15 protein-coding genes are annotated in these 12,306 nt (G+C 72.7%); 8 read left to right on the top strand and 7 right to left on the bottom strand.

Going from position 1 to position 12,306, the window contains the following annotated elements; genetic code table 11:
- The first annotated feature begins 50 nt into the window (after positions 1-50).
- Both IE145_RS24625 and IE145_RS24620 read left to right on the top strand, forming a co-directional pair.
- Positions 51-1,532: an aminotransferase class I/II-fold pyridoxal phosphate-dependent enzyme gene (locus IE145_RS24625; protein WP_189527631.1), complete on the top strand. Its 1,482-nt coding sequence runs from the start codon at positions 51-53 to the stop codon at positions 1,530-1,532.
- Between the two features lie 61 nt (positions 1,533-1,593).
- The gene (locus tag IE145_RS24620; RefSeq protein ID WP_189527630.1) at positions 1,594-2,193 is read left to right on the top strand and encodes a flavodoxin family protein; all 600 of its coding nucleotides are present in this window, start codon (positions 1,594-1,596) and stop codon (positions 2,191-2,193) included.
- Positions 2,194-2,214: 21 nt separating this feature from the next.
- Here IE145_RS24620 and IE145_RS24615 read toward each other — a convergent pair whose 3' ends face one another.
- Entirely contained in the window at positions 2,215-2,943 is a 729-nt protein-coding gene (locus IE145_RS24615; RefSeq protein WP_373296631.1) for a GAF and ANTAR domain-containing protein, read from the bottom strand.
- A gap of 557 nt (positions 2,944-3,500) precedes the next feature.
- Positions 3,501-3,977, bottom strand: a complete 477-nt coding sequence (locus IE145_RS24610; protein WP_189527628.1) for an STAS domain-containing protein — start codon at positions 3,975-3,977, stop codon at positions 3,501-3,503.
- 216 nt (positions 3,978-4,193) lie between these two features.
- Between IE145_RS24610 and IE145_RS24605 the strand changes: the two genes are divergently transcribed.
- From IE145_RS24605 to IE145_RS24585, 5 genes are all read left to right on the top strand, one after another.
- A complete protein-coding gene (locus IE145_RS24605; protein ID WP_189527627.1) occupies positions 4,194-4,931 on the top strand; it encodes a GAF and ANTAR domain-containing protein in 738 nt (245 codons plus the stop codon).
- Positions 4,932-5,200: 269 nt separating this feature from the next.
- Positions 5,201-5,527 (top strand): plasmid stabilization protein, encoded by a 327-nt coding sequence (locus IE145_RS24600; protein WP_069739632.1) that lies wholly within the window; start codon positions 5,201-5,203, stop codon positions 5,525-5,527.
- 62 nt (positions 5,528-5,589) lie between these two features.
- On the top strand, positions 5,590-6,066 hold the full coding sequence (locus IE145_RS24595) for a DUF5709 domain-containing protein (RefSeq protein WP_189527626.1): 477 nt from the start codon (positions 5,590-5,592) through the stop codon (positions 6,064-6,066).
- Positions 6,067-6,138: 72 nt separating this feature from the next.
- Positions 6,139-6,807 (top strand): HAD family hydrolase, encoded by a 669-nt coding sequence (locus IE145_RS24590; protein WP_189527625.1) that lies wholly within the window; start codon positions 6,139-6,141, stop codon positions 6,805-6,807.
- Positions 6,808-6,977: 170 nt separating this feature from the next.
- Positions 6,978-7,772 carry a SigB/SigF/SigG family RNA polymerase sigma factor gene (locus tag IE145_RS24585; protein WP_189527624.1) on the top strand — a complete coding sequence of 265 codons (795 nt, stop codon included), beginning with the start codon at positions 6,978-6,980 and terminating at the stop codon, positions 7,770-7,772.
- A gap of 68 nt (positions 7,773-7,840) precedes the next feature.
- Here IE145_RS24585 and IE145_RS24580 read toward each other — a convergent pair whose 3' ends face one another.
- Positions 7,841-9,025: a zinc-dependent alcohol dehydrogenase gene (locus IE145_RS24580; RefSeq protein ID WP_189527623.1), complete on the bottom strand. Its 1,185-nt coding sequence runs from the start codon at positions 9,023-9,025 to the stop codon at positions 7,841-7,843.
- Positions 9,026-9,178: 153 nt separating this feature from the next.
- On the opposite strand from IE145_RS24580, the gene IE145_RS24575 reads away from it, so the two are divergent.
- Positions 9,179-9,715, top strand: coding sequence for a cysteine hydrolase family protein (locus IE145_RS24575; protein WP_189527622.1), 537 nt, complete (start codon positions 9,179-9,181; stop codon positions 9,713-9,715).
- Positions 9,716-9,737: 22 nt separating this feature from the next.
- Here the strand turns inward: IE145_RS24575 and IE145_RS24570 are convergent, their stop codons facing one another.
- From IE145_RS24570 to IE145_RS24555, 4 genes are read right to left on the bottom strand one after another with little or no spacing between them, the layout of a single operon-like run.
- Positions 9,738-10,769, bottom strand: a complete 1,032-nt coding sequence (locus IE145_RS24570; RefSeq protein WP_189527621.1) for an iron-containing redox enzyme family protein — start codon at positions 10,767-10,769, stop codon at positions 9,738-9,740.
- Positions 10,766-11,005: a CDGSH iron-sulfur domain-containing protein gene (locus IE145_RS24565; protein WP_189527652.1), complete on the bottom strand. Its 240-nt coding sequence runs from the start codon at positions 11,003-11,005 to the stop codon at positions 10,766-10,768. The genes IE145_RS24570 and IE145_RS24565 overlap by 4 nt, the downstream gene beginning before the upstream one ends.
- Before the next feature lie 13 nt (positions 11,006-11,018).
- Positions 11,019-11,786 carry a HemK2/MTQ2 family protein methyltransferase gene (locus IE145_RS24560; protein ID WP_373296630.1) on the bottom strand — a complete coding sequence of 256 codons (768 nt, stop codon included), beginning with the start codon at positions 11,784-11,786 and terminating at the stop codon, positions 11,019-11,021.
- On the bottom strand, positions 11,783-12,016 hold the full coding sequence (locus tag IE145_RS24555) for a hypothetical protein (protein WP_189527620.1): 234 nt from the start codon (positions 12,014-12,016) through the stop codon (positions 11,783-11,785). Before IE145_RS24555 ends, IE145_RS24560 begins: the two co-directional genes overlap by 4 nt.
- Positions 12,017-12,306: the final 290 nt, after the last annotated feature.

The raw sequence follows: 12,306 nt of genomic DNA, 5'->3' as shown, positions 1-12,306 counted from the left end.
GCCGACGGCGCGCCTGATTGGCCCGTATCCCAGCAGGGAAGGCGTGACATATGCGAAGGAATCATAACGAAGCACCCGTTCTCGATGCCCTCGCCGCCTATCACGAGCGGGGCGAGCTGGGCTTCTCCCCACCCGGACACAAGCAGGCCCGGGGCGCCGATCCCGCCGTTCGGGCGGTGCTGGGCGACGCCGTGTTCCTGGGGGACGTCCTCGCCACGGGCGGGCTGGACAGCCGGCGGGAGACCTCGGGCGTGCTGCGGCGCGCCGAGGACCTGATGGCCGACGCGGTCCACGCCGAGCACACCTTCTTCTCCACCTGCGGCAGCTCGCTGTCCGTCAAGGCGGCCATGCTCAGCGTCGCCGCGCCCCATCAGAAACTGCTGGTCGGCCGCGACGCCCACAAGTCCGTCATCGCGGGCCTCATCCTGTCCGGCATCGAGCCGGTGTGGCTGGAGCCCCGGTGGGACGCGGAGCGGCATCTCGCCCACCCGCCGTCGGCGGCGACCGTCGAGCGGGCCTTCGCTGAGCACCCGGACGCGCGCGGCGCCCTGGTCACCAGCCCCACCCCGTACGGGACGGCGGCGGATCTGCGGGCGATCGCGGACGTGTGCCACCAGCGCTCCCGCCCGCTGATCGTGGACGAGGCCTGGGGCGCGCATCTGCCGTTCCATCCGGACCTGCCGTCCTGGGCGATGGACGCGGGCGCGGACGTCTGCGTGACCAGCATTCACAAGATGGGCAGCGGCCTGGAACAGGGCTCGGTCTTCCATCTCCAGGGCGACCTGGTGGACCACGACACGCTGGCTTCGCGCGCCGACCTCCTCGGCACCACCAGCCCGTCCGTCCTGCTCTACGCGGGGATCGACGGCTGGCGGCGGCAGATGGCGCTGGGCGGCCGGGCCCTGCTCTCGAAGGCCCTCGACCTGGCCGCGTCGGTCCGTCGGCGCATCGAGGAGATCGACGGGATGCACGTCAACGGGGAGAAGGACTTCTGCGGGCCCGGCGCGGCCTCGGAGTTCGACCCGCTGCCCGTGATCATCGACATCGAGGGGCTCGGCACCACCGGTTACCGGGCCGCCGACTGGCTGCGCAGCCACCACCGCGTCGACATGCACCTGGTCGACCATCGCCGGATCAGCGCGCAGATCACCCACGCCGACGACGTGTCCACCACCGGGCAACTGCTGACGGCGCTGGAGGACCTGTCCCGCAACGCCCACACCCTGCGCCCCGCCCCCGAGGTGCTGGTGCCCTCCCCGGCCGAGCTCCGCCCCGATCAGGTCTGCCTCCCGCGCGACGCCTTCTTCGCCGAGACCGAGGACGTACCGGCGGCAGAGGCCGTGGGGCGGGTCGCCGCCGAGATGATGACCCCCTACCCGCCCGGTATCCCGGCCGTGCTCCCCGGCGAACGGATCACCGCGCCTCTGCTGCGCTACCTGCGCTCCGGGGTGGAGGCGGGCATGAACGTGCCCGATACCGCCGATCCCGGCCTGGAGACCGTCCGGGTGTGCGCCGACCGGGAGAACTCCTGACAGCGGCGCCTCTCCCCCTCACCCGATCCCCCGCCCGTAAGCCTGAAGGAGACATTCCGTCATGCGCGCACTCGCTCTCGTCTGCACCCTGAACGCCTCGCCCTCCCCGTCCAGCAGTCAGCGTCTCGCCGAGCAGGTCATGGCGCAGTTCGCCCGGCACGAGGTGCCGGGCGAGGTCGTCCGGGTCGCCGACCACGACGTCCGCCCGGGGATCGGGGTGGACATGGGCGACGGCGACGCCTGGCCCACGCTGCGGGAGAAGGTCCTGGCCGCCGACATCCTGGTGATCGCCACGCCCATCTGGCTCGGCCACCCCTCCAGCGTCTGCCAGCGGGTCCTGGAGCGGCTGAACGCCGAGTCCTCCGAGACCGACGACCAGGGCCGCCCGCACACCTACGGGAAGGTCGCCGCCGTGGCCGTCGTCGGCAACGAGGACGGGGCGCACAAGGTGAGCGCCGATGTGTTCCAGGGGCTCAACGACGTCGGCTTCTCGCTGGCGCCCGGCGCCGTCACGTACTGGGTCGGCGAAGCCATGCAGGGCACCGACTACCAGGATCTGGACGAGACGCCCGAGGCCGTCGCGTCGACCACCGAGGCGCTCGCGGCGAACGCCGTCCACCTGGCCCGGCTGCTCTCCGACCGCCCGTACCCGGCGTCCTGACGCCCCGACGGCCCCCGGGGGTCAGCCCCGGGGCTGGATGCGGCCCTCGGGCGGGACCTCGCCGGTGATGCTGGCGATCAACTCGGCGCAGAGTTCGCGGAGCTTGATGTTGCGGTGCTGCGACGCCGTGCGCAGGACGTCGAAGGCCTTCTCCGGGGTGCAGCGCTGCTGGCCGACCACGACGCCGATCGCCTGGTCGATGACGGTGCGCGAGCGCAGGGCGGCCTCCAGATCGGCGGCGAACTCCTCGGTGTCCGCGATGCGTTGAGCCAGGGCGATGGCCCCGGTGGCCTGCGCGGTGAGCAGCCTGAGTGCTGTCAGGTCGGCCGTGTCGAAGGCGTGCGGGACGGGCGCGTACAAGTTCAGCGCTCCTGCCGTGTGGCTGTGCGGTGCGATCGGCAACGACAGCGAGGAGCGGGCGCCGCAGACCGCGGCGTAGGCGGGGTAGTCGGCCCAGCGGCTCTCCCGCAGGGTGTCGGGCACGCTGACCTCCCGGCCCGTCCGCATCGCCTGGAGACACGGGCCGTCGTCCTGGCCGTACTGGGCCTCGTCCAGCTTCGTCGCGGCGGCCCCCACGCTGGATACGGTGACGGGGCGCCCCAGCCTCTCCAGCGTGATGCCGCAGCCGTCGGCCTCCTCCACCAGGGCGAGGGCGCTCCGGGCGAGGGCACGCAGGAAGTCGTCCAGCGACGTGGTCTCCAGCAGCAGCGCGGTCGTGTCCGGCGCCTCGGCCACGGGCCTGTCAGTCATGATCATCTCGTTCTGGGCGGTGACCCGCCGCTGAACAGGGCGGGGCAGAGCTGGGCGGCGCGGTCCGGGCCGCCGGGACGGGGCAGCCGCCACCGACGCACCGGCGCCGAGCGGGCTCCGGGCGTGGGGCGGTGAGGGGGGTCAGTCGTCGAGGCCGGGTGGCCGCAGAGGGGCGGGCGTGGACCGGGGGGCCGCCTTCGGGCCGCCTGCGGAAGGGTGGGTTCTCCTCGCGGGAGGCATGCCGCGGGGCTCCCGTGGCGGAGGGCTTGCGGCGTCGGAAGCGTCGGCGGCCGGAAGCGGGACCGAGTCCACGAGGGCGGCGCGGCGACGAGGGGAGAGGTTCACGGGAGACTCCACGGAGGCAGGAAGAATTCTTACGGGCCGTTTCCTGACCTCCAGCGCTTCATTATGCCCTCTCCCGTCCGGCGCGGTCGGCCCGGCGTCCCCGGGCTGGTCCGCTCCGGCCCGAAATCGCCGCAGCACGACGGGGAATCGACTCCGCGGAGTGTGCACCGCGGAGTCGATCCCCCGTCAGTCCCGTCGACCCGCTCCGGCCGTCAGCGCTCCCCCGGGAAGCGAGGCCGGGAGGTGTCGGCGTACGGGCCGAGTGGCCGCAGCGGGGCACCGGCGGGCGGCGGCGCACCGCGGCGACCGCCGGACTTCGCGTTCCGCGACGCCTCCGGTTCCGGCCGGCATCCCCGGCTGCGCAGCTCCGCGCCCGGGAGGGTGGCGGCGACCCGCAGCACACGGTGGAGCCCGGCGGCCCCCAGGACCTGGCGGGCCTTGTCGGACCCGGCGACCACCGCCGTCGAGACGCCGCGTTCCTCGGCCTCGCCCCGTACACGCAGGAGGAGCCCCAGGGCCCGGGGGGTGAGCAGGGGGGTACGGATGTGCACGATGATCGCCCGGGGTCCGCAGCACGGCAGGAGGCGGACGATCTCACGCTCGATCGCGGCCTCGTTGTCGAGGTCGACCACCTCGCCGAGCTCCACGACCAGGTGCGCGGCGTCGAGGTGATAGCTGAGCAGGAACATGGGCACTCCAGGGAAGCAGGGCTGCTTGCGCGGCCGCTTCCTGACCTGCGTACCGCGCGTATGCCCGGGCGCCGCCGCTCGACACCTGCCCGGCGATGACGGGATCGAGCGGCGGTGTCCCCCGGAGGGGCACCCCGGGGCACCCGGAGGGAGCGGCGCGGCACGGTCCGCACAGTGCCATGCTGGTCCCAGGGTCCAGGCCGGAAGGGAGCGATCATGACCGATGACGGAGTGCTCACACCGGGGCCGCCCGACCTCGTCTCCCTCCTGCTGGACACGGACACGTTGGACGACTTCCTCCATGCGCTGGCTCGGAGCGCCCTGCTCATGTCGCCCACGGCCGATGGCTGCGGGGTGACCCTGGAGCGTGAGAGCCGCCCCCTGACCGTGGCCAGCGCGGGCATCAGCGCGCCACCGCTGGACGAGGCCCAGTACGGGCAGGACGACGGCCCCTGCCTGGAGGCGCTGCGCGAGGGGCACGAGGTCAGCGTGGGCGACATGCGCGAGGAGCGCCGGTGGAACGGCTATCCCGCTTTCGCGGTCGCCTCCGGGACCCGCTCGTCGCTGTCCCTGCCGATCGCGGCGCACTCCCACACCGCGGGCGCCCTGAATCTGTACTCGCCGAAGGAGAACGGCTTCGCGGACGTCGATCTGAGCGGGCTGCGTGCCCTCGCCGCCCAGGCGACGGGGGCCGTCGCGCTGGCCCAGCGGCTCTCGGACACCCGGACCTTCACCGCCGACCTGGAAGCCGCCCTCCGGTCACGCGCCGTGATCGACCAGGCGGCCGGAATCGTCATGAACCAGCGCCGCTGCGGCTCGGAGGAAGCGCTCCGGACCCTGCGCACCGCGTCGCAGCATCGCAACGTGAAGCTCCGCGACCTCTGTGCGCAGTTGGTCGGCAGCGTCTCCGGCACCCCGCCCATCGGCGGCCCCGGTCTGCGCCCCCGTCGGTGACCTGACGACGGACCCGTTCGGCCGAACGCCGACCGGGGCATGTTTGGCATCCGTCGCGGGGGTACTCCTGCAGCAGGTATCCGGCGTACGCGGAACTCAGGCGCCGACCGGTTGGGAAAGCAGCCATCGGCGCCGTCCGCCGGCCTCGCGGGCTGCCTCCTGTCCTCGTCTCCAGGGGCGTCGTTCCGGTGCGGGCTGTTTAGTGGGATCCGTACGGGAAACGCGGGGATCGTTCCCCGAGACGGACGAGACCGAGTGAGGAGCACGTCATGCCGGCCGGATCGAACAAGAAGCGTGAACGGCAGTACGAGCACATCAAGGAGAGCCAGGAGGAACAGGGCGCGTCGAAGAGCCGCGCGAAGGAGATCGCGGCCCGGACCGTCAACAAGCAGCGCGCCCGGTCCGGCGAGTCGAAGACGGCGAGCAGGACGTCGACGCAGGACAAGAAGTCCGCCTACGAGCGGGGCGGCGAACGCTCCCACAAGGGTGCGCAGGGGCCCACGAAGGACCAGCTCTACGCCGAGGCGAAGAAGAAGAACATCGACGGGCGCTCCTCCATGAACAAGGAAGAGCTCCGCAAGGCCCTCGGACGCTGACGGCCGCTGACGGCCGGCACCCCCGGGCCGGACGGCCCGCCCGCACGACGGAGGAGGAGGACATGCCCGCAGACGCACGCGGCGACGATGTGTACCAGCCGCAGGACGACGACGGCTCGATTCCCCCGAACGATGAGCTGGACCTGGAGAACACGCTCGACGAACGGGACCTGGACGACCAGCTGGAAGAGGGTTACAGCCCTCCGGAACGCCCTCTGGGTGTGACCAAGTTCGGTACGACGGGGGCGGAGGAGCGCCGGGGCGAATCGCTGGACCAGCGGCTCGCCCAGGAGGTCGGCGATGTGGAGCCGCCCGCCGGTGACGGCATCGGCGACCTCGTTGGGGGCGAGGGGGAACCCCGGGAAGGGTCCACCGTCGAGCCCCGGGCGGGCCGGCTCAGCGGCGCGGACGACGCGACCGGGCGGGCGAACGACGTCTTCGCCGAGGACGTGGGCATCGACGGCGGCGCCGCGTCGGCCGAGGAAGCGGCCGTCCACGTCACGGACGAGGCGGACACCCCCCAGGGCCGCGACGTCTGACGGCCGGGAAGCCGGATGGGCGACGCCTGACGGCGGGGGGAGGCGGGGGAGCGGCGAGAGGAACGGCTGAGCATGGCAGGCGCGGCGATCTTCGATGTGGACGGCACGCTCACGGACACCAACCACCTGCACGTGGTGGCGTGGTGGGAGGCGTTCCGGCAGGCCGGGCACACGGTGCCGATGACGGACATCCACCGGGCGGTCGGGCTCGGCTCCGGCGACCTGATCGAGCGGCTGCTCGGGGCCGGCCGGGACCCCGGGCAGGACGGCGCCATCAGCTCCGCGCACACGGTGCTCTACGGAACGTACTTCGACCGGCTCCCCGCCTTCCGGCGTGCGGGCGATCTGCTGCGGACGCTGGCCGGACGTGGCTGGCGGGTCGTCCTCGCCACATCGGCTAGCGGGGCGGAGCTGGCGGCACTGCGGCGGGCGGTGGACGCGGACGAGGCCGTCCGGGACACAGCGAGTTCGGACGACGTCGACCGGGGCAAGCCCGCCGCGGAGCCCGTGGAGCTGGCCTGCCGGCTGGCCGGTGTCACACCGGGACAGGCGGTGTTCGTGGGCGACACGGTGTGGGACATGGAGGCCGCGACCCGCGCCGGGGTACGTGCGGTGGCCGTCCTGTCGGGCGGTATCCCGCGCGCCGACCTGGAGCGGGCGGGAGCGGACGCGGTCTACCGCGACGTCGCCGACCTGCTCGACCACCTCGACGACAGCCCGTTCGGGGCGGGGCCCGGCTGACGCGCACGGACCGCAGGGCGCGAGGCGTTAGCGTTTGATCATCATTTCATCGGGTATGGGGTGTTTTGTGCTTCGGACAAGAGGTGCGCCCGTGGGATTCCGGGCGGCCTCTGTCCGCCCGGTCATCTTCCCGCGGCGCCCCTGACGCAACATCGACGAGGAGTGACCCCATGCGCGCGGCAACCACCCCCGAGCCCGACCGTCCTACGGACGCCACCTCGCCCGACCAGGCGTTCCAGCGGCTGCGGACGCTTCCTCCGGGTCCCGAACGGGACGCGCTGCGTGACGAGACGATCTGTTCGTGGCTGCCGATGGCCCACCGGATCGCCACCCGGTTCCGCAACCGGGGCGAGGCCATGGACGATCTGCGGCAGGTGGCCGCGATGGGGCTCGTCAAGGCGGTCGACCGGTACGACCCCGAGCGGGGCAAGGCCTTCGAGACCTACGCCGTCCCCACCGTCACCGGGGAACTGAAGCGGCACTTCCGCGACCACACCTGGGACGTACATGTGCCGCGCCGCGTGCAGGACCTCCGCAACCGGGTGCGGGTGGCCCGCCGCGAACTGGCGCAGACCAGCGGGGGCGGATCCCCGACCTGCGCCGAGATCGCCTCCGCCACCAAGCTCGGCGAGGACGACGTACTGCTGGGCCTGGAGGCCCTGGAGAGCTACAGCGCCCTCTCCCTGGACGCCGAACCCGCGGGCGTGGAGGGCGGCTCGCCCCTGGCCGACCGGCTGGGATCCTGCGACACGGCTCTGGACACCGCCGTCGACCGTGAGTCCGTCAAGCCGGGGCTGCGGGGGCTTCCGGAGCGGGAGCGGACCATTTTGTACCTCCGGTACTTCCAGGACATGACCCAGGTGCGGATCGCCGAACGCCTCGGTATCTCGCAGATGCACGTGTCGCGCCTGCTCAGCCGGTCCTGCGAGCGCGTGCGGGAGGGCGTGCTCCAGGGCGCCCCCTGAAGTCCGGGGCCCCGGCCGAAGGCAGGGGCCCCGGCCGAAGGCAGGGGCCCCGGGCGGGCGTGAGGAGGTCAGGGGATGAGCAGGGTCTTGATCATGCCGTCACCCTTGTTCCGGAACGTGTCGTACGCCTGAGGCCCTTCTTCGAGCGGCAGATGGTGGGTGGCGAAGGAGTCCACGCCGAGCGGGTCGCCGTCGATGAGCAGGGGCAGAAGGTCGTCGACCCAGCGCTTGACGTTGGCCTGGCCCATACGGAGCTGAATCTGCTTGTCGAACAGGGTGAGCATCGGCATCGGGTCGGCGGAGCCGCCGTACACGCCGGAGACGGAGATCGTGCCGCCCCTGCGCACCACGTCGATCGCCGTGTGCAGCGCGGCGAGCCGGTCGACGCCCGCCGTCTCCATCAGGCGCTGGGCGAGTGCGTCGGGGAGCAGCCCGACCGCCGTGTGCGCCGCCTTGGCCACGGGCGAGCCATGGGCCTCCATGCCCACGGCGTCGATCACCGCGTCCGTGCCGCGCCCGTCCGTGAGGTCGCGGACGGCGTCCCCGAGGTTCTTGCCGTAACGGCGCAGGTCGAGGCAGGTGGCGCCGTACCCGCTGACCCGGTCGAGGCGTTCGGGGACCAGATCGACCCCGATGACGAGGCCGGCGCCCCGGTGCAGGGCGATCCGAGCGGCCATCGCACCGATCGGGCCGAGGCCGAGGACGGTGACGCTGCCGCCGGGCGGGATGTCCGCGTACTCCACGGCCTGCCAGGCGGTGGGCAGGACATCGGAGAGAAAGACGAACCGGTCGTCCGGCGGACCCTCCGGGACCTTGATGGGCAGGGCGTTGCCGAACGGGACCCGCAGGTACTCCGCCTGCCCGCCGGGCACCTGCCCGTAGAGCTTGGTGAAACCGAACAGGGCGGCTCCCGTCCCCCGCTCGCGGACCTGGGTCGTCTCGCACTGGGAGTGCAGCCCCTGCCCGCACATGTGGCAGTGGCCGCAGGAGACGTTGAAGGGGATGACGACCCGGTCCCCGGGGGCGACGGCGGTGACCTCGGGCCCGACCTCCTCCACCACACCCATGGGCTCGTGCCCGAGGATGTCGCCGGGGTCGAGGTAGGGCCCGAGCACCTCGCACAGGTGCAGGTCGGAGCCGCAGATGCCGGTGGACGTGATCCTGACGATGACATCCGTCGGATCCTGGATCCGTGGGTCCGGGACGGTCTCCACCCGGACGTCCCGCTTTCCTTGGTAGGTCAACGCGCGCACCGTCGCACTCCTTCCGTACGCTCCGGTCGCCTTCGCGGCTTTTCCCGCGAGGGCCGAACGCCGGGTTCCCTGCGCGTCCGGAACCAAACGGACGGCGTCCGGTCGGCGGAACTTCGGTCCGGGCTTTCGAGAGAATTCTGAGAGAATGGGGCCATGGGGAACAGCGCTCTCATCGTCATCGACATGATCAACACGTACGACCACCCCGACGCCGAGCTACTCGTCCCCTCCGCCCGCACGACGCTTCCGCACCTCACGGGCCTGATCGACCGTGCTCGCGCGCAGGGCGTCCCCGTGATCTACGCGAACGACAATTTCGGCCAGTGGCGCTCCCACCACGGCGAGATCATCGAGAAGACTCTCGCGGGAAAGAACGCGGAACTGGTCGAGCCGCTGCTGCCGGACGACGATTCCCTTTTCGTCGTCAAGGCCCGGCACTCGATTTTCTACGAGACGCCGCTCAGCTATCTTCTCGCCGAATTGGCGGCGGACCATGTGGTCCTCTGCGGTCAGGTGACGGAGCAGTGTGTGCTGTATTCGGCGCTCGACGCGCATATCCGGCATCTGCGGGTGACCGTGCCGAAGGACGCCGTGGCGCACATTCACCGCGATCTCGCCGAGGCCGCGCTGCGCATGATGGAGCGCAACATGGGGGCCACGGTCCTCGACGCGGAGGACGTCTCGTTCTGAGCCCCGGCCGCCCGGTCGCCTCTCAAGGCGTCAGCGGCGTCCGCAGCGCCGAGCGGCCCCCGCGCCACGCCGCGAGCAGGTGGTCGCCGAGGAGGTCCTCCAGGTGGCCGGTCGCCTCGATGCCGAGGACGACGTCGGCCGCCAGGCCGGGTTCGTCCTCCAGCAGGCCGCCGATCACCTCGTGGCGCACCACCTGTTCATGGACCGCGTCGGCCTCCACGTGCTCGTCGTAGAACCGCTGGGCGGCGGGGCCCGCACCCGCCCGGCGCAGGGCTTCGGCCAGCCGCCTCGATCCGGGGGACGAGGTGATCTCCACGGTCGCGAAGTGCCCGACGAGGGCGCCGCGCAGCCGTCGGTGCAGGCCGAAGAGGGACATCATGTTGACGATGGCCAGGGCCTGGGCGGGCGCGGCGTCGAGGTAGCGGCCGTACCGGGCGTCGAGGCCGAGGTCGGTCATCAGGTCGGCGAAGAGCTGGGCGTGGACGTTCTCCGCCCGCCCCGCGCCGAATTCGTCGAACTCCACGGCGACCATGCCCGCCTTCGCCCGCCCCCGGAGCCTGGGCACCACCCACAGATGCGGATCGGCCTCCTTGAGGTGGTAGAGCGACCGCAGGGCGGCGTACTCGCGCAGTTGCCACAGCTCGCCCTCCCGCCTGAGGTGGTGGCTGACGCTGTGGCCGTCGTCCCCGAGAGGTTCCAGCTGGAGTTCGTCCACCGCCCCGGCCACGTCCTGCCCGCCCGACCCGGCGTCGCGGCGCAGCGCGTCCAGGAAGACGTCCTCGGCCGCCGCGCGCACGCCGAGCAGGGCGGGGTCCCATTCCAGGCGCTCGTCCACCCCGGCGAACCCCCGGTAGTGGAGCTCGTAGAGGACGTACAGGAGGAGCTGGAGGTCGTCCCCGTACGGATCGGAGCGGCGGATCGCGTCGGCGGCCGGCAGGCGGGTGCCGCCGCCCGCCAGCACGGTCAGGACGCCCTCGCTGAGGGGTCCGCGTGCCGGAGGGAGCGCGGGAGGCGCCGCGGGGCTGTCTCGGTGGGTGATGGTCCGGGTCGTCACGGTCGGGGCTCCTGCTCGCTCTTCTCGGGCCGCGGGCCGTCGTCGTCCGGGCGGCTCTTCGCGGGCCCGGCGGGCTTGCGGCGGCGGTGGCTGGTGTCGCACCAGGGGTAGGCGCGGCTGCGGCGGCAGGTGCAGATCGCGACGGCGAACCGGTCGGACCGGGTCGTCGTACCGTCGTCCCCGACGACCTCGACCGGCCCTTCCACCAGGATCGGACCCTCCCGGTTCACCACCACCCGGCGCGATGTCTCATTCCTTCCGGCCACGGATCACCACCAGTTCCTCCCGCTCCAGCCGGTCCCTGAGCAGGCCCCGGTCGCGCAGCCAGGCGGCCCGGCGGCGGGTGACCGGTCCGAACGGGATCGTGACCCGGTCGGTCACGGAGACGTCGAGCCCCGCCGCGGACAGCCGGCCCACCGTCTCCTCCGGCCGGCTCAGACCCGACTGGACCAGCAGGAGCAGACCGCCGGGGCGCAGGGCGGCGAAGGCGTCGTCGCAGATGCGGTCCAGGATCACCCGGCCGTCGGGGCCCGCGTCCCAGGACCGGCCGGGCCCGTGGCGAGGCACGGTCGGGCCGGGGGCCGGAACGTACGGGGGGTTGCTGACGACGGTGTCGAACGTCCGGCCGGGCAGGGCCCGGAGCAGGTCTCCCCTGCGTACGGTGACGGGCAGGCGGGCGAGCGCGGTGTTCAGCCGTGCGGACGCCACGGCCCGGCGGCTGATGTCCACCGCGGTGACGCGGGCGCCGAGCCGGGCGGCGTGCAGGGCCAGCGCGCCGCTCCCGGTGCACAGGTCCAGCAGATCCGTGCCCGGGCCGATCCCCTCCCGTCGCATGGCGTGGGCCAGCAGCAGCGTGTCGGTCTGCGGGCGGTAGACCCCCGGAAGCCGCACGACCCGGCCCGGACGCGGGGCCGCCCCGCCCGCCGGTGGGGCTGTGACGGGAGCATCCGGCGGGGCCGCCGCCGTCACCGGGTCGTCCTCGCCCTCGGAGAGCCCGACCGCTCGGCCGGCGCTCAACGGCGGGACGTCCCGTCGGGGCCGTCGGCGCGGTCCCGACGGGTCAGACGGTCCGCGTCGGCCTGGTGACGGCGTCCCTCGTCCCTGCGGCCCTGATCGTCGAGTGCCTTGCCGTCGGACTCCTTGGCCAGCCCACGGGCCTTCAGGATCTTTGCCCGCAAGATCCTGCTTACGTCACGCATCGTGTCCTCCTGTGCGGTCAGCAGTAGTTCCACGGTCGAGCGGTTCATGTCTCCTCGCCAGCGGGGCGGAGCCCGGGGTCCGTCACCGGGCGGTCCGGTGCTCGGCGGCTCGCGCCGCTCTACCGGAGTGACCGCGTTCGGCTCCGCCAAACGCGCGATCCGCCATTCGGGGGGTCGTCGTACGCTGATCTCCCCGTTCCGACCGACGGACAGGAGGCCGAGGCGGCCGCAGAGAGTCCGGTCGACGCGACGGTGGCGGAGCCCATGGCCGAGCCCCACCCTCCGGGAGGCCGCCGCGCTGCGGCTCCCCACCCCGGACGAGCGGTTCGGCGCGGTCG

This window comes from Streptomyces sindenensis, from assembly GCF_014649035.1.
GTDB lineage: Bacteria > Actinomycetota > Actinomycetes > Streptomycetales > Streptomycetaceae > Streptomyces > Streptomyces sindenensis.
The sequence above is the reverse complement of the archived record's forward strand: the minus strand, read 5'-3'. Positions and strand labels throughout refer to the sequence as shown.

What these genes read in the sequence shown, in the direction of transcription:
- IE145_RS24625 (WP_189527631.1), top strand. Translation starts at nt 51, where the DNA reads ATGCGAAGGAATCATAACGAAGCACCCGTTCTCGATGCCCTCGCCGCC.
- IE145_RS24620 (WP_189527630.1), top strand. Translation starts at nt 1,594, where the DNA reads ATGCGCGCACTCGCTCTCGTCTGCACCCTGAACGCCTCGCCCTCCCCG.
- IE145_RS24615 (WP_373296631.1), bottom strand. Translation starts at nt 2,943, where the DNA reads ATGACTGACAGGCCCGTGGCCGAGGCGCCGGACACGACCGCGCTGCTG.
- IE145_RS24610 (WP_189527628.1), bottom strand. Translation starts at nt 3,977, where the DNA reads ATGTTCCTGCTCAGCTATCACCTCGACGCCGCGCACCTGGTCGTGGAG.
- IE145_RS24605 (WP_189527627.1), top strand. Translation starts at nt 4,194, where the DNA reads ATGACCGATGACGGAGTGCTCACACCGGGGCCGCCCGACCTCGTCTCC.
- IE145_RS24600 (WP_069739632.1), top strand. Translation starts at nt 5,201, where the DNA reads ATGCCGGCCGGATCGAACAAGAAGCGTGAACGGCAGTACGAGCACATC.
- IE145_RS24595 (WP_189527626.1), top strand. Translation starts at nt 5,590, where the DNA reads ATGCCCGCAGACGCACGCGGCGACGATGTGTACCAGCCGCAGGACGAC.
- IE145_RS24590 (WP_189527625.1), top strand. Translation starts at nt 6,139, where the DNA reads ATGGCAGGCGCGGCGATCTTCGATGTGGACGGCACGCTCACGGACACC.
- IE145_RS24585 (WP_189527624.1), top strand. Translation starts at nt 6,978, where the DNA reads ATGCGCGCGGCAACCACCCCCGAGCCCGACCGTCCTACGGACGCCACC.
- IE145_RS24575 (WP_189527622.1), top strand. Translation starts at nt 9,179, where the DNA reads ATGGGGAACAGCGCTCTCATCGTCATCGACATGATCAACACGTACGAC.
- IE145_RS24555 (WP_189527620.1), bottom strand. Translation starts at nt 12,016, where the DNA reads ATGAACCGCTCGACCGTGGAACTACTGCTGACCGCACAGGAGGACACG.